18 protein-coding genes are annotated in these 26,546 nt (G+C 64.0%); 6 read left to right on the top strand and 12 right to left on the bottom strand.

The genetic code is table 11. From position 1 onward, the window contains the following. The 4 genes from PV768_RS16735 to PV768_RS16720 form a co-directional block, all read right to left on the bottom strand. Positions 1 to 807 (bottom strand): ATP-binding cassette domain-containing protein, encoded by an 807-nt coding sequence (locus PV768_RS16735; RefSeq protein WP_421093633.1) that lies wholly within the window; start codon positions 805 to 807, stop codon positions 1 to 3. Further along, complete coding sequence (locus PV768_RS16730) at positions 804 to 2,939, bottom strand: dipeptide/oligopeptide/nickel ABC transporter permease/ATP-binding protein (RefSeq protein ID WP_421093632.1); 2,136 nt, start codon at positions 2,937 to 2,939, stop codon at positions 804 to 806. The genes PV768_RS16735 and PV768_RS16730 overlap by 4 nt, the downstream gene beginning before the upstream one ends. Positions 2,940 to 2,942: 3 nt before the next feature. After that, positions 2,943 to 3,899: an ABC transporter permease gene (locus PV768_RS16725; protein ID WP_323057261.1), complete on the bottom strand. Its 957-nt coding sequence runs from the start codon at positions 3,897 to 3,899 to the stop codon at positions 2,943 to 2,945. A 111-nt stretch (positions 3,900 to 4,010) separates the two neighbouring features. Further along, positions 4,011 to 5,636 (bottom strand): ABC transporter substrate-binding protein, encoded by a 1,626-nt coding sequence (locus PV768_RS16720; RefSeq protein WP_421093631.1) that lies wholly within the window; start codon positions 5,634 to 5,636, stop codon positions 4,011 to 4,013. A gap of 117 nt (positions 5,637 to 5,753) precedes the next feature. Here PV768_RS16720 and PV768_RS16715 point away from each other — a divergent pair, with 117 nt between their 5' ends. After that, positions 5,754 to 6,656 carry a DUF4862 family protein gene (locus tag PV768_RS16715; RefSeq protein ID WP_421093630.1) on the top strand — a complete coding sequence of 301 codons (903 nt, stop codon included), beginning with the start codon at positions 5,754 to 5,756 and terminating at the stop codon, positions 6,654 to 6,656. A gap of 52 nt (positions 6,657 to 6,708) precedes the next feature. On the opposite strand, the gene PV768_RS16710 is transcribed toward PV768_RS16715, so the two are convergent. Further along, on the bottom strand, positions 6,709 to 8,400 hold the full coding sequence (locus PV768_RS16710; protein WP_421093629.1) for a sialidase family protein: 1,692 nt from the start codon (positions 8,398 to 8,400) through the stop codon (positions 6,709 to 6,711). Positions 8,401 to 8,604: 204 nt separating this feature from the next. On the opposite strand from PV768_RS16710, the gene PV768_RS16705 reads away from it, so the two are divergent. Beyond that, positions 8,605 to 11,496, top strand: coding sequence for an exo-alpha-sialidase (locus PV768_RS16705; protein ID WP_421093628.1), 2,892 nt, complete (start codon positions 8,605 to 8,607; stop codon positions 11,494 to 11,496). Between the two features lie 159 nt (positions 11,497 to 11,655). Here the strand turns inward: PV768_RS16705 and PV768_RS16700 are convergent, their stop codons facing one another. Next, a complete protein-coding gene (locus tag PV768_RS16700; RefSeq protein WP_421093627.1) occupies positions 11,656 to 13,806 on the bottom strand; it encodes a glycogen debranching N-terminal domain-containing protein in 2,151 nt (716 codons plus the stop codon). A gap of 436 nt (positions 13,807 to 14,242) precedes the next feature. Here PV768_RS16700 and PV768_RS16695 point away from each other — a divergent pair, with 436 nt between their 5' ends. Next, a complete protein-coding gene (locus PV768_RS16695) occupies positions 14,243 to 15,295 on the top strand; it encodes a tartrate dehydrogenase (protein WP_421093626.1) in 1,053 nt (350 codons plus the stop codon). 4 nt (positions 15,296 to 15,299) lie between these two features. Here the strand turns inward: PV768_RS16695 and PV768_RS16690 are convergent, their stop codons facing one another. The 5 genes from PV768_RS16690 to PV768_RS16670 form a co-directional block, all read right to left on the bottom strand. Continuing rightward, on the bottom strand, positions 15,300 to 16,427 hold the full coding sequence (locus PV768_RS16690) for an MFS transporter (RefSeq protein ID WP_421093639.1): 1,128 nt from the start codon (positions 16,425 to 16,427) through the stop codon (positions 15,300 to 15,302). A gap of 80 nt (positions 16,428 to 16,507) precedes the next feature. Continuing rightward, positions 16,508 to 18,505 carry an aconitate hydratase gene (locus PV768_RS16685; protein ID WP_421093625.1) on the bottom strand — a complete coding sequence of 666 codons (1,998 nt, stop codon included), beginning with the start codon at positions 18,503 to 18,505 and terminating at the stop codon, positions 16,508 to 16,510. 84 nt (positions 18,506 to 18,589) lie between these two features. Beyond that, complete coding sequence (locus tag PV768_RS16680; RefSeq protein ID WP_421093624.1) at positions 18,590 to 19,663, bottom strand: ABC transporter substrate-binding protein; 1,074 nt, start codon at positions 19,661 to 19,663, stop codon at positions 18,590 to 18,592. A 32-nt stretch (positions 19,664 to 19,695) separates the two neighbouring features. Next, on the bottom strand, positions 19,696 to 20,493 hold the full coding sequence (locus PV768_RS16675) for an ABC transporter permease (protein ID WP_197432532.1): 798 nt from the start codon (positions 20,491 to 20,493) through the stop codon (positions 19,696 to 19,698). A 62-nt stretch (positions 20,494 to 20,555) separates the two neighbouring features. Further along, on the bottom strand, positions 20,556 to 21,401 hold the full coding sequence (locus tag PV768_RS16670; RefSeq protein WP_157242437.1) for an ABC transporter ATP-binding protein: 846 nt from the start codon (positions 21,399 to 21,401) through the stop codon (positions 20,556 to 20,558). Between the two features lie 142 nt (positions 21,402 to 21,543). On the opposite strand from PV768_RS16670, the gene PV768_RS16665 reads away from it, so the two are divergent. The 3 genes from PV768_RS16665 to PV768_RS16655 all read left to right on the top strand — a co-directional run bounded on the left by PV768_RS16665 (position 21,544) and on the right by PV768_RS16655 (position 24,696). Further along, a complete protein-coding gene (locus PV768_RS16665) occupies positions 21,544 to 22,335 on the top strand; it encodes an IclR family transcriptional regulator (RefSeq protein ID WP_321216114.1) in 792 nt (263 codons plus the stop codon). Between the two features lie 124 nt (positions 22,336 to 22,459). Beyond that, positions 22,460 to 23,779, top strand: a complete 1,320-nt coding sequence (locus PV768_RS16660) for a CaiB/BaiF CoA-transferase family protein (protein ID WP_321216115.1) — start codon at positions 22,460 to 22,462, stop codon at positions 23,777 to 23,779. Continuing rightward, positions 23,779 to 24,696, top strand: a complete 918-nt coding sequence (locus tag PV768_RS16655; RefSeq protein ID WP_421093623.1) for a hydroxymethylglutaryl-CoA lyase — start codon at positions 23,779 to 23,781, stop codon at positions 24,694 to 24,696. The genes PV768_RS16660 and PV768_RS16655 overlap by 1 nt, the downstream gene beginning before the upstream one ends. Positions 24,697 to 25,096: 400 nt before the next feature. Here PV768_RS16655 and PV768_RS16650 read toward each other — a convergent pair whose 3' ends face one another. Continuing rightward, the gene (locus tag PV768_RS16650; RefSeq protein WP_421093622.1) at positions 25,097 to 26,431 is read right to left on the bottom strand and encodes a NosD domain-containing protein; all 1,335 of its coding nucleotides are present in this window, start codon (positions 26,429 to 26,431) and stop codon (positions 25,097 to 25,099) included. Positions 26,432 to 26,546 lie beyond the last annotated feature (115 nt).

Below are 26,546 nucleotides of genomic sequence, written 5' to 3'. Positions count from 1 at the left end.
CTAGATGTGGAGAAGGCTCGGGGCAGCGCCCAAGAGCTTCTTGGTGTAGTCGTTGGTGGGGTTGTCGAACACCTGGGCTGCGCTGCCTTGCTCGACGATCTTGCCGAAGTACATGACGCAGATGCGGTCGGAGACATACCGGACGGTCTGGATGTCGTGCGAGATGAACACCATGCCGAGGTTCAGTTCGGTCTTCAGGTCAGAGAGCAGGTTCAGCACCTGGGCACGGACGGACACGTCGAGTGCCGAGGTGGGCTCATCGGCCACAATGATGTCCGGGTCCAGTGCCAGTGCCCGGGCGATCGCCACGCGCTGCCGCTGGCCGCCCGAGACCTGCGACGGCGTCACTTCGGCTGCGGACTGCGGCAGTCCCACCAGCGCCAACAGTTCCTTGACCCTTGCGGCGCGGGAAGCAGGGGTGCCGATCCCGTGGATCTGCAGGGGATCCGTGAGGATGTCCTGGACCGTCATGCGCGGGTTCAGTGCTGTGGCCGGATCCTGGAAGACCACGGACACCGACCGGCCGAATTCCTTGCGAAGTGCGGCGTTCCGCTTAATGGCGGGCTTGCCGTGGAACAGCACCTGGCCCGACGTCGGCGGCTGGAGTCCCACAAGGACCGACGCGAGCGTGGACTTGCCGCAGCCGGACTCACCCACGATGCCGACGGTTTCGCCGCGGCTGATGGTGAAGTCCACGCCGTCCACTGCTTTGACGATGTTGGGCCGGAAGAGTTTGCCGCCCCGCGCCTGGTGGTAGACCTTGACGTCCTTGAGTTCGATGACCGGCTTGCCGGTTGATTCACTCATTTCGCATCCTCCTTCAGGTGGCTTGCCCAGTAGTGGTCGGCATCGCCGCCGGCCGCGGCTCCAACCGGGGTCAGGACCAGCTTCTGGTCGGGATCGGCGTCGGACCGCAGGGAACGCGGCGCGAAGCGGTCGCCCGGTGCGAAGTCGCGCGGTGAGGGAACGGTGCCGGGGATCTGGTGCAGGCGGACGGCGTCGGCCTCAATGGAGAGGACAGCGCCGAGCAGGCCGCGGGTGTACTCATGTTTGGGATTGCGCAAAAGCTCGGATGCCTGGGCGGATTCCACCACCTGGCCGGCGTACATCACGGTGATCCGGTGCGCCAGGGACGCCACCAGGGCGAGGTCGTGGCTGACGAACACCATGGCGAATCCGAGCTGCTCGCGCAGCTCGTTGAGCAGGTCGACCACCTGTTTCTGGACGGTCACATCCAGGGCGGTGGTGGGTTCATCGGCCACCACGATCTTGGGGGAGCGCGACAGGGCCATGGCGATCAGCACGCGCTGGCGCTGCCCGCCGGAAAGCTCGTGCGGGTAGCTGGCCAGGGTCCGTACCGGATCGAGCTTGACCATTTCCAGCAGCTCGGCGGGGGTCTTGCGGCCGCCGCGCCTGGTCAGCTGCTCCATCTGGTCCTTGATCTTCATGGACGGGTTGAGGGAGCTCAGGGCGTCCTGGTAGACCATGGCGATCTGTTCACCACGGAGGCCTTCATAGGCCTTGATGCTGCTGTGCTTCGTGGCGGGATCCAGCAGTTCCTTGCCGTCGAACTTGATGGACCCGGTGACCTCTGCCGTTTTGGGCAGAAGCCCCATGACCGCCAGGGACGTGATGGACTTGCCGCAGCCCGACTCGCCCACCAGGCCCATGGTCTCGCCTTCGCGGACTGTGAACGAGACGTTGTCCACGATTGCGATGTCACCAAAGCGGGCCGGGAACCTGATGGAAAGGTTCCGCACTTCCAGCACGTTGCGGGCGTCCGGTTCCACTTGGGGGAGCCTGTCGGTGCGCCTGGCTTCGATGGCGGCCAGCAGTTCCAGTTCCTTGTCCAACAGCAGGTGCGGGTTCGCCGCAGCAAGCTTCGGGTCGGACAGGACGGCGGCCTGGCTGTAGTGCTCCTCGGTGAGGACGTCGCCGTGCGATGCCCGGACGCCGTCGAGCTCATGCTCTTCGACGACGGAGGACTGCGCCACGGAGGTAGCCACTTCGGTGTCGACGGCTGGAGCCGGCGCTGCCGCGGACGCAGCCGCGGCCGTTCCGTCGTCGTCCTTTACGGCCGCCGCCTTGCGCAGCCTGGGGTTCACCATGGCGTCGGTAAGGCCCTCCGCGAGGATGTTCAGCGAGAGCACTGTGAGCAGGATGGTGGCGCCGGCGAAGGTGGTGGCCCACCAGCCGCCGGACAGGACGAGGTTGCGTCCATAGGAGATCACGTTGCCCCACGATGGCGCAGGGTCCTGCACGCCGGCGCCCAGGAAGGAGAGCGACGCTTCGAGGATGATGGCGTCGGCCACCATGACCGTGGCGAACACCAGCACGGGGGCGGCCGTGTTGCGGACGATGTGCTTGAGGAGGATGTAGAACCGGCCGGCGCCGATGACGCGTTCGGCGCGGACGTAGTCCTCGCCGTACTGGGACAGCACGTTGGCGCGGACCACGCGGGCCAGTTGCGGGGTGTAGATGATGGCGATCGCAATGATGATGGTGGGAACCGAGTTGCCGAACGCTGCCAGCAGTACCGCCGCCAGGGCGATGCCGGGGAAGGCCATCAGGATGTCCATGAGGCGCATGATCAGTTCGTTCACGGCCTTGCTGGACGTCGCTGCGAAGGAGCCCAGCAGGGCGCCCACCAGGATGGCCAGGCCAACGGCGCCGAGGCCGATCAGCAGCGAGGACTGGGCGCCGAAGAGCAGGCGGGAAAAGATGTCGCGTCCCAGCCGGTCGGTGCCGAAGAAGTGCTCGGCGCCGGGCGGGGTGGCCGGGATGAAGGTCTCAAGCGGATCGTGCGGGGCGAGGACCGGCGCGAGGATGGCGGCCAGGACGACCGCGATGAGGAAGAGGAGGGCGATGCGGGAGCCCCAGGGCAGGGCTTTGAACCGGAGGCCCGGGGCGCTCAGCCGTTCAGCGAGTTTGCTGCGCATGGGCTATACCGTCCTGATTCGGGGGTTGATGAGCAAGTACAGGAGATCCACCACGATGTTCACCAGAACGAAGGTGACGGAGATGGTGAGCACCACGCCCTGGACGAGGTTGACGTCCAGGTTGGTGATGCCGTTCAGGATGAGCTGGCCCATGCCGGGCAGGGCAAAAATCATTTCAATCACGACGGCGCCGCCCAGCAGGTAGCCAACGCGGAGTCCCAGCACGGTCACCGGAGTCACCAGTGCGTTGCGCAGCACGTTCCGGGAGACCACCTCGCGGTAGGGAACACCGTTGCCGATGGCTGTGCGCACGTAGTCCCGGTCCAGTTCCTCCACCATTGAGGTGCGGACCACGCGGATCAGTGATGCCGAGACGGGAATGCCGAGGGCGAGGGCCGGGAGGGCCATGGAGTTCAGCCATCCGCCAAAACCTGATTCCGGCGTCGCAATTCCGCCTGAGGGGAACAGGGGACTGGAGCCCAAGGCGAACCACTGGATGAGCAGGATGCCCAGCCAGAACGACGGTGTGGCGATGGCGGCTATGGAGAAGACCCGGACCAGCTGGTCCGGCCACTTATCACGGTAAAGTGCGCCGAGGATTCCGAATACCAGGGATACGACCACCGCGATAATGACGCCCAGGAACGTCAGCTGGAGCGTGAGCGGGAACGCCGAGCCGATCATCGACGCCACGGACTTGGCGGGCGGTGTGGTGACCCCGAGGTCGAATTGCAGCAGCTTTGCAAGGAAAGCGAAGTATTGGACGACCAGCGGATCGTCCAGCCCATTCTCCTGGCGGTACTGCTGCTTTGCTTCTTCGCTCGCGCCTTCGCCCAGTGCCGAGCTTGCCTGATCGCCCGGTGCGGCCTGCAGTACGAGGAAGACCAGCAGGGTGATGCCCAGGATCATCAATGGCAATGCTGCGAGCCTGCGGCCCAGCAGGCGCAATATCGTGACCAATTTATTCTCCGGTGTGTTTGGATGCTGCAGTTCAATAGGTTGCGAGGCCTGCCCTGGCTGCTCCCGAGGGGATCAGGTGCGCGGGGCCGGCCTCGCAACGCAAGGGGCTGCCTAGGACGTGCGGCCGACGTCGATGAACGACATGCCAGTGGTGGGCAGCGGCTTGAAGCCGTTGAGCTTCTTGTCGTCCCACGCACTGGGCAGTTGGCGGTGGAAGATCGGGTAGAGGGGAAGTTCCTCTGAGACGAGGTCCACAATTTCGCCGGTGATCTTCTTGGCATCTGCCGCAGCTGCCTGCGAACCCTTATTCATGAGTTCCTGCAGTTTGGCGCGTTCAGGCGCGGTCCAGTAGGCACGCTTTTCCATCCAGGTAGCGCCCGAGTAGAACCAGCTCAGGAGCAGGTCCGCGTCATTACCGAAGACTGACGGATCGCCCGGAGCCGCGACGACGGAGTAGTCACCGGCGCCAACGCGGTCCGCGTACAGCGCGCCGGACTGGATGCTCTTCACTGTGACCTTCACGCCCGGGATCTTGTTCCAGGACTCGAGGATCAGCGGCGCGACATCCTTGACCCAGGCGGTGTCCGTGGTGAGCAGTTCGAACTCAAGGCTGGTGACGCCGGCTTCCTTGAGCAGCTGTTCAGCTTTACCGGCATCGTAGCCATAGACGTTCTTGGCCTTGACGTAGTCCGGGTGGCCTTCCTGGAAGTAGGAACTGGCCGGCTTGGCGTTGCCGAAGAGGGCCTTCTTGATGATGGCGTCTTTGTCCAGCCCGTAGTGCAGCGCCTGGCGGACGAGCTTGTTGTTGAAGGGGGCTTTGGCGCAGTTGAACATCAGGAACATCAGGCCAAAGGACTGGACGGATTCAACCTTGACCTTGGACTTGAGTCCTTCCACGTCCAGGTAGGGGACGTCCTCGATGGCCTGGACACGGCCGGACTGCACGGCGGTGACGCGGGCAGCGGCGTCGGAGAGCAGGTGCCAGGTCATGCCCTTGGCCAGCGCAGGCTTGGGGCCGTTATAGTCGGCGAACGCCTCGAAAACGATCTTGTCGTCCTTGACGGCGGAGATGAGCTTGTAGGGACCGGAGCCCACCGGCTTGGCATCAAAGGCCTTCAGGTCGCTGGCGAGTGCCTTGGGGACGATCTTCACCACGGAGATGCGGGGGCCGAACCCGGGGAAGGCGTACTTCAGGGTGAACTCCACCGTCTTTGCGTCGACGGGCTTTACATCCTGGATGAACGGGATGAACTGCGAGAACAGGGACTTGTTTGCCGGGTCCATGACGCGGGTGAACGAGAAAGCGACGTCCTCGGTGGTGACGGGGGATCCGTCGTGAAACTTGGCACCATCGCGGATGGTCACCTGGTACGTGGTGTCGTTGACCTTCTTGGGGTCCGCGGCTGCCAGGGCGTTGTACGGCTCGCGGGTGGCCGGATGCAGCTCCACGAGGCCTTCAAAGATGTGCAGGTTCGCGGCCATGGGCGTGGCTCCGGAGGAACTCAGGGGATCAAAACCGGTGGAGAGTGCGTAGGAGATGCCCGCCTCAATGATGAGGTCCTTGTTGATCGCGGCGGCGCTTGCGGCGCCTCCGCCGGTGGTTGTGACTGCCGGGCTGCCGCACGCAGCCACTGAAGCGGTGAAAGCCGCGGCGACGCCCATGGCGCCAGTCAGCTTGAGGAAGTTCCGGCGGCTGGCGTCATTGACCAGCGGCAGGTTCTTGGAGGAGATGTTCATGTGGGCCTCGCGATTCCAGAGGGTTTATCGGATGTAGGACGTCCGAGCTCGTGATAAAACTGTAAGTCCCATCACAGCGCATCGTCAAGTGCGTTCGCCATCCACAACGGAGTCCAAATGTCGTCCCTCATCGTTGGTGCCTATCCTGCCCAGCCGGAAGACCTGCCGCAGCGCTTCTACCAGGAGTTGGGCTGTATCCCTTCAATCCGGGGATTGGAGCTGCCCTACGGCCCCCATGGCGGAAGCCCGTGGCCGGCGGGGGCTCCCGAGGGGTGGTCGGCCGTAGTGACCGCAATTCCCGGCACCATGAAGCGAGTGAGCCAGGCCCCCACTTTCGGCTTGGCCTCCAGGGACGATGAAGGGCGGAGGGCGGCGCTGCAGTTTGTTTCAGGCGTGCGGGATTATGCCTCCCGCCTCGCGGGCGAGGGGCACAAGGTGGAGGCGATTGAGCTGCACTCTGCGCCGCCCCTGCATTCCTCGTCCCGCTTGTTTGAGGAGTCCCTTAAGGAAGTACTCGACTGGGAATGGGGCAGCACGCGTGTGCTCGTGGAGCACTGCGACGCTCCGCGGCGGGGGAGTAGGCCGGAGAAGGGCTTTCTGACATTCGCTGAGGAGGTCAATGTCGTCGCCTCGCTCCAGGGCCAGGGGTGGGATCAGGTTGGAGTCCTGGTCAATTGGGCGCGGTCGGTCATTGAATCAGGGGACACCGGCACCGCAGTTGAGCATTTGCTGCTTGCCCGGGAAGCAGGCGTCCTCGCGGGGATTATGTTTTCCGGATGCTCCCCGGAGCCAACAGAGTTCGGATACCCATGGATTGATGCCCACCTCCCTGCTCTTGAGGTTGATGGTGCCCCGCCGAGCTCGCTGCTGAACCGCGCCGAGGTCCAGCGCTGCCTGGCGGCGGCGGGGCCGGTAGCCATCTCAGGCTTCAAGATCGGGCTTCCCCAGCATGGCCTGTCGGCCGGCGACAGGGCAGGGCGCCTGCGGCAGATGTGCGATCTGGTGGAGGCGCCGATCTGACCGGGATGGAGTGCCGTAACTGCAGATCAGTGACGGTCCGGCCGGAAGCCGGTCACGACCAAGGCCTGTGTTCGACGCGGACCGCCCCTGTTGCAGTATCGAAATGAAAGGTCCGGGACGTGCGGTGGCGGGAACCGCCCACGACTCCCTCGACCGTGTACGCCACTTCTACGGACCCTCGCTCTACCTCGGCTTCGGTCACGGTGTGCGTGGGAGTGAAGTAGAGCGCTTCCGCCCCGGGCAGGAGATCCGCAGCGGGGAACGCATTCGCGCCCGGGCCGTCCAGGCGCATCTCGGTCACTGGGAGAGTGCTGCGATTGCGTGCCCTGCCGGTGAAAGCCAGGATGTCACCGGCCCTGTAACCGGGTGTGACAGGGCCGTAGTTCAGGTCCTGTGCCTCCCGGGTGCCGATAACTTGCGCTGATTCGTCGGAGTAGCCCTGGCCGATCTCCTTCCAGGTATGGACGTTCCAGCCTCCCGTATTGGCAGGCATGACGTGGAAATCACCCGCGTTGAGCCAGGCGGCCGGGCGTCCGGGGGTGATGGAACGGAGTTCCATATCGAATGCCAGTCCAGGTTCCTCCCCCGGCGCAGTCTCGGGAGGCGCAGCACGTTGTTGCGTGAGCTGCTCCGGCGGCACGGAGGCGAATACGATTTCCCGGTAACCCTGCCGCTCATACAGGACGCCGATATTGCCGTCGGGGAGACGCGCTGCCGTCGAGTACGCGGAGCTTCCCGGGCACAGGACCAGTTTCGTTGGCCAGGTGCGGCCGTTGTCCGGGGACAGGCTGAGTACAGTGTTCCGCCGCAGGGCCGTGTCGTGGTTGTTGGTGGCCAGCAGCCACGAGTCGGTGGCGCCGTCCGCCCGGCCGGCCACATTGGGCAGGCCGTCGAAACGGACAAGGGAACCGTTGTCGCTCGGATCCGGAAGCTCCTCAACGGGACTAAGCGCACTCCAGGTGGCCCCGCCGTCGTCTGATGTTGCTGCCAGGCGGCGCGGCGTGCCGCGGCTGTGCAGCAGGAGGCGGCCGTCCGCCAGTGCAACCACCTTGTTTTCGTTGGGGCTGAAGCCGTGCGTACACTCACCAACAGGCTGGCCGAGGGTCCAGGAGTCTCCGTGGTCATCGCTGTACGCGGAGGCGGCCATGATGGTGCCCTCGCAGAGGACAACGAACTGCTGCACCAGCCGGCCCGTAAAGGGTCCTGAATGGATTTGGATGCCCTGGCCGGCAGCAGCAAAGATTCCCGTGACCGGGCGGTCAGCACTGCTCTTCAGTTGGCTGGTGATCCTGCGGTGCTGCCAGGTCAGGCCGTCGTCGTCGGAGAAGCTGAGATCGCAGTGCTGGACGTACTCATCGTCCGGATCGTGGCCCGCGGTGGCTTCGAAGAATCCCGCCCGGGTGCCCGCCGCATGGAAGAGAAAGATGCGCTGCGTTTCCATGTCCACCAGCAGGCTCGGATCCCCGAAACCCTCGAGGCCTTTTCCCGTGCGGACCACGGCCTGCTTGCCCCATGTACGGCCGCTGTCCGTGCTGCGGCGGAGCAGCAGGTCAATGGGGCTTGGCAGGTCATCAAGGTTGGGCCGGCCATCGTAGGCGGCCAGCAGGGTTCCTTGTGCGGTGACGGCGAGGGCCGGGATGCGGTACTGCCGGTAGCCGCCGGTGCCGCGGGTGGCGAGGACGTGCTCCACGGCCGGGACGGCATCTGGGAGTCGGGGGACATGAGGGAAGATGTAGGACGTCACCCCTTAACTCTAGCAATGTGAAGCCGACCACTATACGGTGGTAGGACGTCGTATGTATAAGGTGCCGATTTTTGCCTTTCCCGACGGTCACCTCACCAGGCCCGCAAATGCAGCGGGCACCCCGAAAGGACATCTAATTTGGGTTCCACCAAAAGAAGAACCAGACGCGCAGCAGTGGTGGCAAGGAGTGCAGGAACAGCGGCCTTGGCCCTTGCCCTGCTGGCCGGAGCCGTTCCTGCCGGAGCCGCCCCCATCCCGCCGAACAGCCCCACGGCACCTCCCGGGACCTTTTCGGAAATGAACCTGGCGGCAGACCGGACCGCCAGCAACTTCTTCTACCGGATCCCGGCCATGACATACCTGGGAAACGGTGTTGTCCTGGCCTCCTGGGACGGCAGGCCGGGAAGCGCCGCCGACGCCCCGAACCCCAACTCGATCGTGCAGCGGCGCAGCACCGACGGCGGCCGCACCTGGGGTCCCGTGCAGGTCATCGCTGCGGGCCACACCGGCAATGCCACCACCCCTAAATACGGCTACAGTGACCCCTCCTACATTTTTGATGCCGAGACCGGCAAGGTGTTCACCTTCTTCGTCTACTCCAAGGACCAGGGCTTCTTCGGCAGCCAGTACGGAAACGACGATGCCGACCGCACTGTCATATCCTCCGCCGTGATCGAGTCCTCCGACGGCGGCGTCACCTGGAGCCAACCGCGGCTGATTACCAGCGTCACGAAGCCGGGCACCAACAAGACGAACCCCGCAGCAGGTGACATCCGATCCAACTTTGCGTCTTCCGGAGAGGGGATCCAGCTCAAGTACGGCCAGTACAAGGGCCGCCTGATCCAGCAGTACGCCGGGGATGTCAGGCAAGCTGACGGCACCAATAAGATCCAGGCCTACAGCGTCTTCTCGGATGACCACGGGGCCACCTGGCACAAGGGTGCCAACGTGGGTGACCGCATGGATGAAAACAAAACCGTGGAACTTTCGGACGGCCGGGTCCTCTTGAACTCCCGCGACAACGCCAACCAGGGCTACCGCAAGGTGGCGATCTCCACCGACGGCGGCGCCACTTACGGCCCGGTAACGCAGGACACGGAACTTCCGGACCCGGCCAACAACGGAGCCATCGCCCGGATGTATCCTGCGGCAGCGGAAGGATCCGCTGAGGCCAGGAAACTGATCTTCACCAACTCCAATTCCAAGACCGGCCGGGAGAACGTATCGGCAAGGATTTCGTGTGACGACGGAGCGACCTGGCCGGGGGTCCGCACCATCCGTCCGGGCTTCTCCGCCTATTCCACCGTGACCCGGCTGGAAGACGGGCAGTTCGGGGTCCTTTACGAGGGCAACTACACGGACAACATCACGTTCTCCAGGTTCGACGACGCGTGGTTGAACTACGCCTGCGCTCCGCTGTCAGTGCCGGCTGTCACCACCGCACCCGGTGCCACCCAGCAGGTCCCTGTCACCATCACCAACCAGGAAGCCGCCACGCTCTCGGGCGCGAACGCCACGGTCTATACCCCCAGCGGCTGGTCCGCCTCCACGGTTCCCGTGCCCGACGTCGCGCCCGGCGCCTCGGTGACCGTCAACGTCGACCTGACCGCCTCAACCAGCGCCAGCGGTCCGCAAAACCTCAACGCGGCCTTTACGACGTCGGACGGCCGGGTCTCGCAGCACACCTTCACGGCCACCGTTCCGGTGGCGCCGCAGGTAGGCCTCTCCGTCACAGGATCCGCACCTGCCAGGGACGTCATCGCCAACCCTTACCGTGAGGGCGAGGCGCTGGGCTACTCGTTCAACGTCAGGAGCACGGCCAACGTCACGGCGAACTCGGTGCCCGTATCCGGCACCTTCGACGCCGGCTTCCTTCCGCCGTCGGCTCCGAACTGCCGGTACAACAACCTTGCCGCCGGTTCAAGCTACAACTGCACCACGGCAAAGCACACGTTGACGGCCGAGGACATCGCACGCGGCTACTTTGTTCCCCAGGCGAGCTTCACCATCACGGCCAGCTCGACGCCATCCCTCACCAAGACGGTCACGTTTACCGGTGCGGCCGTTGCGTTACGGGACGGACTGGTTGCAGCGGACATCAGCGGCGCCCGGAACGATGCCGGCCGTGACCTGGCCACCCAGCCCTACACCGCCGGGGAAGCCTTTCCCTACACATTCAATGTGACCAACACCAGCCCGCTGACGGAGAAGGTCGTTCCCACGGCCGGAAATTTCAGCCCCTTTGTCCCTGAAGGCCCCGGCAACTGCCGCTACGGTGTGCTGCCCGCCGGCCAGAGCTACGCCTGCACCACCCCGCGGCATGAAGTCACCGCGGCGGAAGCCGAGCAGGGCTTCTTTGTTCCGGCCACCACGTGGGAGGTCAGTTCTGCCGGCCAGTCTGCGCGGACCTACGCCGTTGATGGCGGGGAAGTGGACCTCAAGGTCCGTGATGCACGGCTTGAGGGCACCGTAGCAACGGAGTGGAAGGACACCGACGGGGACCGGTATGCCTCCGCAGGCGACACCGTCACCTACACCTACACCCTGGGCAACGCCGGAAATGTCTCCCTGACGGAACTGAGTGCCCCTGACGCTGCCATCTACCAACCGGGCCTGGGGGTGGGCGCCACCGTAACGACAACCCGCGACTACGTCCTGACCGCTGCCGACATCGCCGCCGGACGGCTGGAGGCTGTGGAGTTCGAGGTCACCGCCGCCAACGGTGCACAGCAGATCTCTGCAATGCTGGCCGGCGGCGAAACCGTCCTGGACTTGCAGCCGGCGCGCCCGGAAACCGTTCCGGCGCTGACCGTGCAGGACCTTGAGGAACAGCTTCCGCCGTTCGATCTGGGCACCGCGGAGAAATACCGCAACGGCCAGAAAGTGGTCCTCAACGGCCTCGAATACGGCCAGTGGTACTACGTCTACCTCAACAAGCACAGCCAGCGCATCGGTTGGTTTTTCCCCACTACGGACAACACTGTGGAGTTCATCCTGCCGGCTGACGTCCAGAACGGACGCGACGACGTCGTGGTCCTCGACCAGGACGGCAAACAGGCCTCCTTCGACAGGCTGCAGGTGACCCCGAAGGGATAACCGGCCAGAATTCAAGGAGAACAGAGTGGACAGGAACGGCCGGCGGTCACGCCGGCCGTTCCTGTCCAGAACGATGAGAAAAGATGGGACAACCGACATAACAACCCGGACCTTCGGCTGGAAATGTAGCCGGATTGTCGATCCTCCTGGCCCTATTCGTCAGGTTCTGCGGTCTCGGCTGGCTTGTTCTACGAGCTCGGTGATCCAGGGACGGTGCCCCCGGTGGAAGGTTATTCCTTCGGGTAGGCCCTCCATGCTGGGGACTGCGTTTGTGATGTTGATGGTGACGTGGTTGCTGCCCAGCGGCGCGTTGGTGATCTGAAGGTCGCCGTAGGATTTCGGCAGTACGGGGTCCAGCCAGACTCCGCCGCGGGAGACGTGGGCGTCGTAGCGCATCAGGCTGGTTAGCAGCAGGATCGGTGAGGTCGCTGCCCATGCCTGGGGCGAGCACGCGGTGGGATAGGGGACGGGTTCGGTGAACTGGTCGCGGCTGAACCCGCAGAAAAGTTCCGGCAATCGGCCGCCGGAAAAGTCGGCAGCTTCCAGGAGCGCCGTGGAGATCCGCTGTGCCTCCTCCACGAACCCGTACCGGACCAGGCCCGCCTGGATGATCGCGTTGTCGTGCGGCCACACGGAACCGTTGTGGTAGCTGGCGGGGTTATAGGCGCCCATGTCGCTTGCGAGCGTGCGGATACCCCAGCCACTGAACATCTCCGGGGACATCAGGTGCCCGGCCACCTGCGCGGCCTTGTCCTCGTCCACTAGTCCTAGCCACAGGCAATGGCCCATGTTGGAGGCACATGCGTCGACTTTTTGCTTTTTCCCGTCGAGGGCGACGGCGTAGTACCCGCGTTCGGGTATCCAAAACTCCTCGTTGAACCGCTTCTTCAGGACGGCTGCGCGGTCAGCGTAAGTGTCTCCGACCTCATAGTCGCCAGCGTCGTATGCCATCCATGCCCGGGCCAAGTATGCAGCGAAGACATAGGCCTGGACTTCGCAGAGCGCGATAGGCGGCTCCGCCAGCCGCCCGTCGGCGAAATTTATGCCGTCCCACGAGTCTTTCCACCCTTGGTTGATCAGGCCATTGGGGTTGAGCCGCTGGTATTCGACGAAACCGTCGCCGTCTTTGTCGCCGTAGTCGCGGATCCATTCCAGTGCCCGGTCCGCATGGGGCAGCAATGCGTTGATGGTTTCCTTGGCAAATCCCCAGCGGCTGACGGCCCCCAGGACGTCAACGAACAAAGGGGTGGCGTCCACGCTGCCGTAGTAGGTGGATTTTCCGCCCAGGGAGAGCCCGCTTGAGACATCGAGCCTTACTTCGTGGAGGATTTTGCCAGGTTCCTCTTCGCTGACGGGATCAACGACGGTTCCCTGGCGGTCGGCCAATGTCTGCAGCGTGCCCAGCGCCAGGGAGGGGTCCACCGGAAGCGCCATTTCAGAGGCCCAGAGCGAATCTCGGCCGAAAATGGTCATGAACCAGGGCGCTCCGGCGGCCACCACCACGCGGTCCGGATGGTCTGGGTCCTCGATTCGCAGCGCTCCCAGGTCGTCGTAGCTGCGCTGGAGGGTCCGTTCGATTGCGGGATTTCCCATCCGCAGCATCGGGATTCTGGCTACCCATTCCCGGTGGCGCCGATCGCTGGGAGACAACTCCCCGCCCGAGTGGCTGAAGGCTGGCTGGCCGGCCTTTCCCGTGGCCGGCACGGCGATGACAGTCGTGGACCATTCCGACCTTGGCTGGATTATGACCCGGCAGGTAATGGCGTCGGTGGTCACGTCAGCATCGGGAGCATTGATGACGATGTCCTTTTCGACGTCCCTCCACCGGCCGTGGATTCTCAGCACTCCAACGTCAGCGCGCCGGTGCTCCTCCCATTGCCTCTGGTTCCTGGCTTCCTTAACCTCAAACAAATCGGCAAAGTCCGACCCAACCACCAGCTGGATGACGCACTCCATGGGTATCAGGGAAAAATTCCGGACCGTGAGTTGTTCCCGGATGCCCGCACCCACTTCGCGCAGCCGTTCGACAATAAGGGGACTGTCCGCATAACCATCAGAACGCGGGACGCGTCCTGCGAAAAGGGCACGGTAGGGCTCCTTTACCTCGGCCGCGAGCGGCTCCAGCGGCTGCCCATTAACCGTCAGGGCCCACGTGGAAACATACCGGGTGTCCTGGACGAAAAGGCCGTGGGGATGCTCCGGATGGATGTCTCCATTCGGCATGGAGATACAGAAGGACGAGCCCTCCACCAATGTGACTGTTCCAGCCCCTAAGGGCCCGGCCGCCGTGTCGGCGTTCCACCCTGCCATGCCTGCCTCCTTGGGAAAACCCCATGCTGCCGGACTGGCCAACAGGCCTTGCCCACCGGCCCGGCTGCCCTTGTGATCGACGCTACGCCTGCTGCCCTTTGGCCGCCAGAGCCCCAAACGGGAATTCAGGCGTGAGCCGTCAATTCGAGAACCGGCCCACATGCGCCAGAGGGCGATGCCCGAGGCGGGCGGAAACGGAAAGGGCAGCTGCCATGACTCGTTTGGAGTGTTCAGCAATCCGGTCTTGTCCCGTGCGTGAGACGGCGTCGGGGCGCGCTCCGGTGGCAAGCGCCATCCTCGTGCTACCGGGCGGGGGACACAAGCGGAGGTTTGTGGCATTGCCGGCCCCTTAATTTGAACCGGGCCGTGATTCGTTGGGGCGGAGCGCCTGGCCCTCCGCATATGCTCTTTAAACACCACGAACGATTGGATGCGCATGAGCCGCCGTTATGTCATCGATGCGATTCCCGGCGACGGCATTGGCGTGGATGTCACCGACGTCGCGATGCAGTGCGTCGACGCCGTCGCCGGAATCTACGGCTTCGACGTCCAGTGGCGGGTCCGCGACTGGAACAGCCACTTTTACCGCAAGGCGGGCCGCATGATGCCTGTTGACGGAATAGAGCAGCTGAGCAGCGGTGATGGCATCTACCTGGGAGCCGTCGGGACACCGGACGTGCCCGACGATGTCACTCTTTGGGGGCTCCTCATCCCTATCCGCCGGGAGTTCGACCAGTACATCAACCTCCGGCCCATGCGGTTGCTGCCCGGCATCGTCGGCGCCATGCCCGGCATCGAGGACCTGGACATCGTGGTGGTACGGGAGAACGTTGAAGGCGAGTATTCCCAGATCGGAGGAAGGTTCGGCGCCGGAACCGAAGGCGAGTTCGCGGTTCAGGAGAGCGTCTTCACCAGGCGCGGTATCGCCCGGGCGGCGCGCTATGCCGCTAACGTCGCCACCGAACGCGGCGGCCGGCTCGTCTCCGCAACAAAGTCCAACGGCATCATCCACACCATGCCGTTCTGGGATGAGGTGGTGGCGGAGACAATCACGGCGTTCCCCGGCGTCGTCGTCGAAAAGGTGCTCATTGATGCGCTGGCGGCACGGCTGGTGATGAAGCCGACGAGTATCCGGACCATCGTTGCGTCGAACCTGTTCGGGGACATTCTTTCGGACCTGGTAGCTGGTATTGCCGGGTCCATCGGCATTGCACCCAGCGCCAACCTCAACCCGGAGCGGCGGCACCCGTCGATGTTCGAGCCCGTGCACGGCTCCGCTCCGGATATCGCAGGCAAGGGTATCGCCAACCCGGTGGGCGCTCTGTGGGCCGCTGCAATGATGCTCGACCATCTCGGTGAGGCGGAGGCCGCCCGGTCCCTGACCTCTGCCTTTGAGGGAACGCTCGCGGACGGCACTGCGACGCCGGACCTGAAGGGCACCGCCACCACCGTGGAGTTCGCCGCCGAAGTGCTGTCGCGCCTGTCCTAACCAACTAGCTGGTGCGCAATCGCTTCTCCAAACGGAACGCGACCAGCGAGGCAGCCGCCCCGGCACCTGCGACCAGCGCTGCAAGCGTCCATCCAACGGCGGGACTGAAATGGGAGAAAACTATCCCGAACAGCAACGGCCCCAGCGTTCCGCCGATGTAGGTACCGCTCTGAGTGATCCCGGTGGCCCGGATGGTGAATGGATGCGCCGTGCGTGAGACCACGTAATGGGCCAGGCCGTTCCAGCCCCAGCCCAGACCGAACGCGACGACGGCTCCGGCTGCATAGGCGATCGGGAAACCGGACGCCATGCCGAGCAGCCCCAGGCTCCCGGCCCCCATCATCAGGGCCACCGTGGCCATCGAGCCGCCGATCCCCCGGTCCGCGGCAATACCCACCAGCGGGCGGGCCAGAATCCCGGCCACACTGGCGGCGCCCAGCAATAAGCCCGCACCGGCGGCATCGAATCCCGCCTGCACAGCCATGGTCACAGTGAAAGCACCCACTACATTGGCCTGCCCGGCTCCCAGGGCACTGGCCACGGCGGTGGCAAAAAGGAATGGTTTCAGCCTCCGGGGGAGCGGTTCCCTGGCGGCTTTACCGGAGCGCCCTTGGAACGGGGCAGTGCGTGGGAGGGTGCGGAGCAGCGCCGGGATCAGGGCCGCCGCCAGCAGTGCTGCCAGCGCAAAGGTCCAGTTCCACCCCACGGTAAGAGCGAATAGCGGGACGGACAGGCCGGCGGTGAGCGTCGCCGTCGGAATGGCGGCCTGCTTGAGGCCAAACGAGAAGGCGCGGTTGCGTACCGCCACCTGGTCCACGATCAGGCCGTTGGACAGCGGGTGGATCAGGGCGTTTGCGGTACCGGCGAAACTGAGCCAGACGATCAGCCACGCCCAGTGCGGAGTGACAAAGGCGATGCCGGCCAGTGCAACAAAGCCCAGCCCGACGGCGAGCGGGACTCCGCGGCGGAGCCCCAGTCCGCTCGCCACATACCCGGCCGGGGCGGACAGCAGTGCTGAGACAGCCCAGAAGGTGGAGACCGCGACTCCGAGTGCTGACGCCGTCATGCCCAGGTCCTGCTCAAGCTGGACAGCCAGCCCGCCGACGAGGAAGACCGGCAGCACCGCCACCACCGTTGTCAGCGCCGCGATGGCTGTGGCACGCTGTCCCGGTCGACGCGCCGGTGTTCGAACGGGGCCGACGGCGGCTGGCCTCACCGTGGAGATCGGCTCTGCGAAACGACTGCCGCGTTGTCCTGTACGACGGCGTCGCCGGCCAGCATGAAGCGCCCGCCGGTCCGCACCTGGGCCAGCAGGCCGCCGGCAGTGAGGACGGCACGTTCGGCCGGCGAGAAGTCGAGCCCGAGCGTCAACTCGGTGCCTCCGTCCACTCGGGCAGTGACGGAGCGGCGACCATCGGCCAGGGCGACAGCAAGCCCTTCGATGACCCACCGCTGCCCGGTTGAGCTTTGCGCGTCGGAGGGCAAGATCAGCGGCACGATGCCGGCGGCGATGAGGTTGCGGCGATGGATCCGCGCGTAGCTGCGGGCAGCGACCACCCGGACCCCCAAATACAACGGGATCAGGGCGGCATGCTCCCGCGACGAACCCTGCCCGTAGTTTTCCCCGCCCGCAATGATTCCGCCGCCCCATTCGAGGGCGCGATCGTGAAAACCGGGGTCCAGGCGGCGGAACATGAAGCGCGCGCAGACGGCGATGTTGGACCATACAGACATGGCGATGGCGCCGTCGGGAGCCATGTCACCAGTGGAGATGTCATCACCGACGGCGATCAGCACCCGGGCGTCCAGGTCAGCCGGCAGCGGTGTGGGCTGTGGCGGCGGGACGAGGTTGCTGCCCCGCTCGATCTCGATGTTGCGACGTGCCTCAAGGGGCATGACACCGGCAATATGCAGGTCATGGACTTCCGGATGCGGAGGAGTGGCAGGGCGGAGCTCGCTGCGGCTGACGGTGGAGGCGTCGACGATGGCGCCTTCCAGCGCGCTGGCAGCAGCGGTCGACGGCGAACACAGGTACACGGAGTCCTCGGCTGTACCGCTGCGGCCCGGGAAGTTGCGGTTGAACGTGCGCAACGACGGCGCACCCTCCGTGGGTGCCTGCCCGATGCCCACGCAGGGGCCGCATACCGGCTCGAGCATCCGCGCCCCGGCCCCCATAAGATCCTCATAGACGCCGGAGGCGATGATCGTCTGCAGGATCTGGCGTGATCCCGGCGTCACCGTGAGCTGGACGGACGGATGGACGGTATGTCCCTTGAGGATGGCCGCAACAGTGGCCAGGTCCTCGTACGAACTGTTCACAGAGGAACCCACGCAGACCTGGACCACCTCAGTGCGCGGCAGTTCGGACACGGGACGGACGTTGCCTGGTGAGTGGGGCAGCGCCACGAGCGGAACGAGGCTTGATAGATCAATCTGCTCGTCGTCGTCGTAGCCTGCGCCGGCGTCGGCCGCCAGGGGGACGAACTGATCCTCTCGGCGCTGGGCCCGGAGCCACGCGCGGGTCTGGTCATCGGAGGGAAAGATGGCTGTGGCGGCACCTGTTTCGATGATCATGTTGCAGATGGTCGCGCGCGCCGAGACTGACAGGGAAGCCACACCCTCCCCGTGGAACTCGAACACCTTCCCGCGGCCGCCCCGCACGCCATGGCGGCGCAGCAGCTCCAGCACCACGTCCTTCCCTTCGGCATTGGGTCCGAGCGTGCCCGTCAGTTCCACCCCCACGACGGCGGGGCACACAAAGTCGAACCCGTAGCCCGCCATCGCCACGGCGACCTCCAGCCCGCCGGCGCCGAGGGCTAACATGCCGAGGGCACCCGCCGTTGAGGTGTGGGAGTCTGCGCCCACCAGGACCTGGCCCGGCCTGGAGAATTTCTCAAGGTGGATGTAGTGGGAGATGCCGTGCCCGGCGGGGGAGTAGCGCAGCCCGTAGCGGGCGGAGAAGGTGCGGAGGTAGTGGTGGTCCTGCATGTTCTTTTCATCGATCTGCAGGACGTTGTGATCGACGTACATGACCGCCAGCGGCACCGCGATGGAATCCACGCCGAGCATTTCGAACTGCATGGCCGTCATGGTCCCGGTTGCGTCCTCGATGAGGATCTGGTCAACGGCGATGGTGATGTCGGCGCCGTGAGTCAGGCCGCCGGACGCGAGATGGCTGGCCAGGATTTTGTGGGTCAGTGTCTCGGGCATTCAGAGCTCTCCTCAAGCAGGAAGGCGGTGATGGCGGCAGAGGCACGCCATCTCTTGCGGATGGCGTGCCTCTGCCGGTTGGTGCTACTTCAGGAATTCGTTCGTGTAGGTGTCCGCCAGCTTGATGTCCTTATCCCCGACCTCCGGGTTGGCCACCCGCTGTGTCTTCAGGACCGCCTGAACGCCGTCCTCGGTAAAGGATCCGTCCTTGCTGACCGTCTTCTTCAGGTCCTCAATGACCTTGGCGTAGAGCTGCTTGTCTCCGCCGGCGAACTTCTCAGGCATTTTCGCGGCAATCTCCTCGCCGGAGTGGCCGTCGATGAATTCGAGGGTGCGCTTGATCGCCTTGGCGAGCTTGCCTGCGGTTTCCTTGTTCTTGTCCAGCCATTCAGTCTTGGCGTAGAGGGAGGATGACGGCCAGGAGTCGGTGTCGAATACTTCCTTCAGACCCTCCACGGTCCGGACGTCTTCCAGCAGCACCGGATCGTGGCCCATCCGCTTTGCGAGTACGGAGATGTCAGGTTCGAGCATCACTGCGGCGTCCACCTGGTTCTGCTCCACGGCGGCAACGGCAGAGGACCCGGCGCCGATCGCTGAAACTGCTGCATCTGCCTGCTGCATGCCATTCTTGGCCAGCAGGAACTTTACGAACATGTCGGTGGAGGACCCCGGTGAGGTCACTCCGACGTTCTTGCCCTTGAGGTCCGCAATGGACTTGATCTGGCCCTCATTCTTGGGCGCCACGATGAGGGCAAGCCCCGACGACTCGCCCATGTCGACGAACGCCTTGATGGGCTGGTTCTTGGCCTGCATCTGGATGGTGTGCTCGTAGTATCCGCTGGTGACATTTGTGCTGCCGCCCACCATCGCAGTGAGCGCTTTCGAGCCGCCCTGCAGGTCCTGGAGTTCGACGTTCAGGCCCTCTTCCTTGTAGTAGCCCAGTTCCTGGGCCAGCGTGGTGGGAAGGTAGGTCAGGAGAGTCTGGCCGCCGACGCCGATGATCACCTTGGTGCCTTCCCCGCCGCCGGCAGCACCGGTCCCGCCCTGGCCGGGAGGTGCAGCCGAAGGGGCGCCGCAGGCGGAGAGAGCCAGGGCAACGGAGGCAAGCAGGGTCAGGGGGCGGAAGAGCCTACGGCGCCGGGTTTCTTTATGGGTCATGACAGTTCCCTTTCAGGCGGTGATGGTAATAGTTACGAGGACCGGGCCGGGCGCCACCTGAGGAGGTGCCGTTCGAGGCGGTTGACGAGGAGGTCGATGATCAGGACCACGAACATCAGGATGAACATGCCGGCGAAGACTCCCTTGGTATCGAAGACACCCTGGGCCTGGGCTATGGCGTAGCCCACACCGGCGGAAGCTCCGAGGTATTCACCCACCACTGCGCCGGTGATGGCAAAACCTACGCTGATATGCAGGCTGGAGAAGATCCAGGTCAGGGCGCTGGGGATGAAGACGTGGCGGAGGAGCTGCTTCTCCGACGCCCCCAGCATGCGTGCGTTGTCCACGAGGACCCGGTCCACGCTCTTGACGCCCTCGAGGGTGTTGAAGAAGACGATGAAGAACACCAAGGTGAAACCGAAGGCGACCTTTGACCAGATCCCCAGGCCGAACCACAGCAGGAAGATCGGGGCCAGCACCACGCGGGGAAGGGCATTGAACATCTGCAGGAACGGGTCCAGGAGCCGCTCCAGGAAACGGACCCTCGCCAGGAGGAAGCCCAGGACCAGGCCGGCCGCCGCGCCCGTCAGGAAGGCGAGGATCGATTCCTGCAGGGTGATCCACAGGTGCGGGAAGACGAAGCCGCTGGAGATCCAGACCCATACCGTCATCAGGATGTCGGAGGGGAGGGGGAAGAAGAATGGGTCGATAACGCCAACGCGTCCCAACAATTCCCACGCACCGAGGACAATGACGGCGAGGGCCAGTTGTCCCATCCGGATGGAGAAGTTGGACGCTTCACCCCGTTTGCGCCGGGGGCGCTCAACCATCGCCGGACCCCGCTCCTTCCGGAGGGGAAAGCGCTGTGTCTTCTTGGAAACTGGTGCCACCGTCATGCTGCGTCGCTCTCTTCCTCTTCCCGCGCTGATTCGTAGGTCTTGGATACCTCAACCTTGAGGCGCCCCCAGATTTCTCTGTGGAGCTCGACGAACTTGGGATCGTCCCGGATGTCCAGGAGGTCACGGGGGCGGGGGATATCGATCTCGTAGCTGCCGACGACGGTGCTTCCCGGCCCGGCCCCGAGGATGACCACCTCGTCGGACAGGGCAATTGCCTCGTCCAGGTCGTGGGTGATGAACACGACGGCCTTGTCCGATTCCTGCCAGAGCTGGAGGAGTTCGTTCTCCATGATCTGACGGGTCTGTACGTCGAGCGCGGAGAAAGGCTCATCCATCAGCAGGATGTCGGGGTTGACGATCCAGGCCTGGGCGACTGCGGTGCGCTTGCGCATGCCGCCGGAGAGCTGGTGGGGGTACCGGTCAGCGAAGTTCTTCAATCCCACCTTCTCGAGCCAGCGGCGTGACTCGTCGTAGGCCTCGGCCTTGGAGACCCCGGCCATCGTGAGACCGAGGCTGACGTTGTCGATGACCGACTTCCAAGGCAGCAGGGCGTCCTGCTGGAACATGTAGGAGGCGCGGCGGTTCACCCCATGTACGGGCTCACCGAAGCTGTGGACAGTGCCCGAGGAAGGATTCAGGAGTCCCGCTGCCATGTTGAGGATCGTGGACTTACCCGATCCCGTCGGCCCAACGATGGAGACAAACCGTCCGGGCTCCACCTTGAGGTCGATGTCCCGGACAGCGAAGTACGATCCACCGCCGGGAGTTGCAAACTCCTTGGTGCATCCGTTGAGCTCAACCGCAAAATTCGATGATTCAGGCTGTGAGGGCTGCGTCATTGCTATTCTCCCGCTAACCACATTGTGAGTTGTTGGCCATATAGTGGGCACTACGCTAACAGTAACGTCTGTCACACTACAAGGGGGCTTCAAATAGGCGCCACCCCGCCCTGACCGAGAAGAAGGAACCTGGAATCGAGCCATGAGCGCAACCGAAAACGCCGCCGCCCCGTTGCTGGTGCTGAAGAAGATCACGGCCATCCTTGATGCCTTCTCCCTGGTGCGGCCAGAATTGAGCCTCGCCGAAATACGCGCGGAGACCGGGTTGCCGCACTCCACGGTGCAGCGCCTGGTCGCGAATATGGTGCATGAGGGAATGCTCGATCGGCGTGATGACCAATTCCGGGTCGGGTTGCGTATGACCCACTGGGCGGCGCCCGCCCGGCAGGGCCTGGACTTCCTGGAATTGCTGACACCGGTAATACGGCGATTGCGGGATGAGCTGGGCGAGACGGTCTGCATCTTCAGGGAATCGCAGGGAAGCAGGGTTTGCGTCGCGTTGGCCGAGACCCGACGGGTTCTTCGAAGGGCGGTCGAGGTCGGCGATATCATGCCGCTCCACGCCGGTTCGGCGGGCCGCGTATTGCTCGCCTGGAACCCCGACCTGGCGGAGAAGGTCTACGGGTCAGGGCTCCGGTCCATCACCGACCAGACCATCACGGACGCAGCAAGCCTTGATGCCGCCGTCTCGAAGACTCGTGCGGACGGTTTTGCCATCACTACCGGGGAGCGGGTTTCCGGGGCCAGCGGCTTGTCTGTTCCGATCTTCGGCCCGCAGGCTGAGCTCTACGGTGCACTCACCGTCATGGGGCCCACCATGAGGATGCCTTACGACGTGTGTGCTTCCTGGATAGAGCCGGTCATCGCCGCGGCAGCTGAAGGTACCCGGCTGATCGGCGGAAGCCTTCCCTCCGAGGTGGAGCCCATATCGTGATTTCATGTTCACAATATGAGGACAGGAGTGCATACTGGTTCCTGTACGACGGGGAGCTCATGAACCTCCGTCCGTGTGTACGTCGCCCACTGGGTCCGCATCAGGAATCAGGAGTTGAGATTTGATGAAGGTTGTCGAAACCGGCACAGCGAAGCTTGGCAAGGACGCAGAGGACGGGGCCGGCCACGGGATCGCTGAAGAAACGCCACCAGCCGTCGCAGGCAGGCCCAAAATCGCGGGCGATGGTGCGGGTCCTCTGTCCGGCGTGCGCGTCCTCGAACTGGGATCCCTGATCGCCGGCCCTTTCGCGGGACGGCAGATGGCAGACTTCGGTGCCGAAGTCATCAAGGTCGAATCCCCAAACAGGCCGGATCCCATGCGCGAATGGGGCCGCGCGCGCGTTAATGACCACACCCTGTGGTGGTCGGTGCAGTCCCGCGGCAAAAAGTGCGTCACTATGGACCTGAAAGCCCCCCGCGGCCGGGAGCTCTTTCTTGAGCTCTGCAAGGACGCCGACGTCATCCTCGAGAACTTCCGCCCGGGCACTATGGAAAAGCTTGGCCTCGGCCCTGAAGAGCTGTGGAAGATCAATCCCGGCCTCATCATCGCCCGGGTCTCGGGATATGGACAGACTGGTCCGGAAGCGTCAAAGCCGGGTTATGCCTCCGTCGCCGAAGCGCGGAGCGGATTGCGGCACCTGAACGGCTATCCCGACCAGCCGCCACCCCGCACAGGTATTTCACTGGGGGACAGCCTCGGCTCGCTGTATGCCCTGCAGGGGATCCTGCTGGCGTTGTACTGGCGGGATGCCCGCGGGGGGACCGGCCAGGTGGTCGATGTGTCGCTCGTTGAGGCGTGCTTTTCACTACTGGAGAGCGCGGTGCCGGACTACGCCGCCACCGGTATTGTTCCCGGACCCAGCGGCTCGGGACTGAAGGGGATCGCGCCGTCGAACATCTTCCGCTCCAGCGACGGCAAGTGGGTTGTCATAGCGGCCAACCAGGATTCGGTCTTCGTGCGCCTGGCCACAGCGATGGGCATGCCCGGGCTCGCGGAGGACCCGAAATACCGTGATCATGCGCAGCGGGGCCGCAACCAGGAGGAGCTTGAAAGCATCATCGCCGATTGGGCGGTGCACTACTCCGCCGGCGAGCTGGTCAGCCTGCTCGATAAACACGCTGTTCCGAACAGCACCGTGAGTACCGTTGAAGATATCTTCGAGGATCCGCAGCTCAAAGCCAGGGACATGCTCGTGGAAGTGGCTGACGACGAGCTGGGCGCCGTGGTCCAGCCGGGAATCGTTCCCAAGCTCACGCGCTCCGCCGGCCGGATTAGCTGGAACGGGCCTTTGGTGCATGGATCCCACAATGCCGATGTGTACCAGGGCCTCCTGAACCTCACCGAAGAAGAGTTTCAGAATGCACGTAGCGAAGGAGCAATCTGATGGCGTTTGCCCACGGAACCAGGCCGGTCTCGATCGTGGACGTCAGCCCGCGCGACGGGCTGCAGAACGAGAAGACCCCCGTGAGCACGGAAGATAAGGTCCGGCTCATCGAAGAGCTGATCCGGATGGGTGCGCGGCGGATCGAAGCCGTCAGCTTTGTGAATCCCAAAGCCGTACCCCAGATGGCTGATGCCGACGCCGTGATGGCGTCGGTCCCGCGCACCGACGCCGTGAGCTATATCGGCCTGGTGCTGAACACCAGGGGTGCCCTCCGGGCTGTCGATGCCGGGGTGGACGAGATGAACTATGTACTGCCGGTGACCGACGCATTCGCCTCAGCCAACCAGAACACCACAGTTGCTGCAGCGCTTAGGGCTCTGGAGGAAGTGTCGGACATCGCTGCCGCCGCATCCATTCCACTCAGCGTCACCGCAGCTGTCGCTTTTGGCTGCCCCTACCAGGGAGACGTCCCGATCGAGCAGACCCTCGAGGTCGTCCGCAGTGCAATTGGCCGCGCGAACCTGGCTGAAGTCGCGTTGGCCGACACGATTGGTTGCGCCGTCCCGTGGCAGGTGGGCGAGACTTTCGCCACGCTGCGCGAGGAAACCGACCTGCAGTTGAGGGCCCACCTTCACGAGACCCGCCACACGGCGCTGGCCAATACTTATGCGGCGATGGCATCGGGTGTCGATGTCTTCGACAGTAGCGTCGGTGGTCTCGGAGGATGCCCCTTCGCTCCCGGCGCAGCCGGAAATATCTCCACGGAGGATCTCGCGTGGATGCTCGGGCGTGCAGGCTTCCCGACAGGCATCGACGTGCACAAAGCAACGGAACTGGGCCGCTGGATTTGCGGCCTGGTCGGAACCAATCCGCGTTCCGGACTGGCAGGGGCAGGGGTGTTCCCCGCGGCAGCGTAAGGCGCAGTACTTTGGCTGCACCTCGCGTCGCCTGGTTTGAGTTCAAACATAATGCCCGGCGATTCGAAGAGCGGCGCTTTTAAGTCGAAAGCTATGGGCTAAATGTCAATGTGGGAATGAATCGCCCTTGTTCCCGGCCTGGGTGCCAGGTACCTACCGCGTCAAGCGATGGGATAAGGCACACATGATGTTCTGGAACTTGCATCCCCAGCGCAAGACACTAATAAAAAATCTTCCCTGGGTTGGACGAAGATGAACCACAGGAGGAGGGGTGCGCCGTCCCGGTGTAAATGGCGTGGTAACGGTCGCGGGGTTCCGTGAGCGTTGTCGAGCTTCATGGCTTGAGCCGTCTTCACTGCCGGGCAACTGGCAGTGAAGACGGCTATCTTGCTTTCCGGGCCTAGGGGGTTGGCCTTATGGCTGTATCGGCGCTGTAGGAAGTGACCTTTGAAGCGGGGCCGCTGTCAAGCACTTTTGATCGGACTGTGGAAGCATCCAAAACGACGTGCTGTGTTTCGACGTTGCTCACAACATGGTTGGTGGCCACTACGTTGCTGTCACCCCCGGCGATGAGGATCATTGTCGGCTGGGCGTTCGGCGGTACGATCCTGTCGGGCGAGACGTCGTAAGCGATGAGGTTGTTGGCGAAAAAGTTGTTGTCTCCCGCGATGTGAACCACGCCGTAAAGATCGTCCAGGCCGTTGGATGTTCCGAGGAACGGCGGGAAGCCTTCCATACCGCGCCGGAAGTGGTTGCCAGTGATCAGGTTTTCCTTGCAGTTGTTAATGAGGCGCATTATGCCGGGGAAGAAACCCTGGAACCTGTTCGAGGTCACCGAGCATCTGTTGCAGCCGGTCAGCTCGACCAGGCTCCTGCCCCGGGGGAACAGGTTGTTACCGGTGATGAGAAGACCTTCGTGATTCTCCGCCAGCAGGGTGGCCCCCTCCGGCCCGGCCCCCATGAGGTTGTTGCTGACGATCGTCGCCTGTCCGGCGCCGGTGAGTTCTACGCAGTTGCCGCATTCGGCGATCATGTTTTCGTGGACACGCAGGGCGTCGGCGCCACGGACTATGAGTGCGTGTTCGAGATACACAAAACCCATGCCGGTGATGTGGAAGGAGTCGTTGTCTGAGGCGACTTCAATGCCGGTTCTGCCGTTTCGGTAGCTGTTGCCGTCTGGCGGGAACTCCACGCCATCAAGGCAGAAGTCGCGGAAAACAACTCCGGACAGGCGGGGGCTCCCCGCCCGACGTACCAGGAAGGCCTGCGGAGCTGTTGAAGGAGTAAGGACACGGATGTGGCTGCCGCCGGGCTGCAGTTCGAGCCAGCCGGACGTGTCCACATTGTCCTTTATGCTGCGGGAGAAGAACCCGTGGCCAAAGCCTGCAATGGTCAGATAGCTGACGTCCACGACGACTTGAGTCCGAAGGTCGTAGTCGCCCGGGGGGATGGTGATGACGGCGCCCGGCCGGGCGTCTGCCGTGGTCTGGCGCTTTTTGACGTCCGCGATGATGTCATTGATCACCGCACCAATGTCTATCTGGGCCGTCACCTCGGGCCGGCCCTTGATCTTCCAGGACGTGACGTCGTATCTGTTTGTTTCTTCCGTGCTGTCCGCGGCCTGCGCCGGTGCTGCAGCGCCAAGAGCCAGCGCTCCGGTAAGCGTGGCAACAGCGCCAGCGCCTAATAGTCTGCGTCGGCTCGGGTCCATCATCAGCGAATTTTTGTCAGTCAACGCTTGTCTCCTCAATGCACTGTGGAATGTGTGGGCTATCCGGGACCGCAAAGCATCGGTTTTCGCAGCACAGGGCGGCAGGTTTCAACGAGAACTCCGCATACGCGTGGAAGAT

The organism is Pseudarthrobacter sp. CC4 (genome assembly GCF_048957775.1).
Taxonomy (GTDB): Bacteria; Actinomycetota; Actinomycetes; order Actinomycetales; family Micrococcaceae; genus Arthrobacter.
The sequence above is the reverse complement of the archived record's forward strand: the minus strand, read 5'-3'. Positions and strand labels throughout refer to the sequence as shown.

What these genes read in the sequence shown, in the direction of transcription:
- PV768_RS16715 (WP_421093630.1), top strand. Translation starts at nt 5,754, where the DNA reads ATGTCGTCCCTCATCGTTGGTGCCTATCCTGCCCAGCCGGAAGACCTG.
- PV768_RS16675 (WP_197432532.1), bottom strand. Translation starts at nt 20,493, where the DNA reads ATGGTTGAGCGCCCCCGGCGCAAACGGGGTGAAGCGTCCAACTTCTCC.
- PV768_RS16735 (WP_421093633.1), bottom strand. Translation starts at nt 807, where the DNA reads ATGAGTGAATCAACCGGCAAGCCGGTCATCGAACTCAAGGACGTCAAG.
- PV768_RS16700 (WP_421093627.1), bottom strand. Translation starts at nt 13,806, where the DNA reads ATGGCAGGGTGGAACGCCGACACGGCGGCCGGGCCCTTAGGGGCTGGA.
- PV768_RS16655 (WP_421093623.1), top strand. Translation starts at nt 23,779, where the DNA reads ATGGCGTTTGCCCACGGAACCAGGCCGGTCTCGATCGTGGACGTCAGC.
- PV768_RS16660 (WP_321216115.1), top strand. Translation starts at nt 22,460, where the DNA reads ATGAAGGTTGTCGAAACCGGCACAGCGAAGCTTGGCAAGGACGCAGAG.
- PV768_RS16670 (WP_157242437.1), bottom strand. Translation starts at nt 21,401, where the DNA reads ATGACGCAGCCCTCACAGCCTGAATCATCGAATTTTGCGGTTGAGCTC.
- PV768_RS16695 (WP_421093626.1), top strand. Translation starts at nt 14,243, where the DNA reads ATGAGCCGCCGTTATGTCATCGATGCGATTCCCGGCGACGGCATTGGC.
- PV768_RS16720 (WP_421093631.1), bottom strand. Translation starts at nt 5,636, where the DNA reads ATGAACATCTCCTCCAAGAACCTGCCGCTGGTCAATGACGCCAGCCGC.
- PV768_RS16685 (WP_421093625.1), bottom strand. Translation starts at nt 18,505, where the DNA reads ATGCCCGAGACACTGACCCACAAAATCCTGGCCAGCCATCTCGCGTCC.
- PV768_RS16665 (WP_321216114.1), top strand. Translation starts at nt 21,544, where the DNA reads ATGAGCGCAACCGAAAACGCCGCCGCCCCGTTGCTGGTGCTGAAGAAG.
- PV768_RS16680 (WP_421093624.1), bottom strand. Translation starts at nt 19,663, where the DNA reads ATGACCCATAAAGAAACCCGGCGCCGTAGGCTCTTCCGCCCCCTGACC.
- PV768_RS16730 (WP_421093632.1), bottom strand. Translation starts at nt 2,939, where the DNA reads ATGCGCAGCAAACTCGCTGAACGGCTGAGCGCCCCGGGCCTCCGGTTC.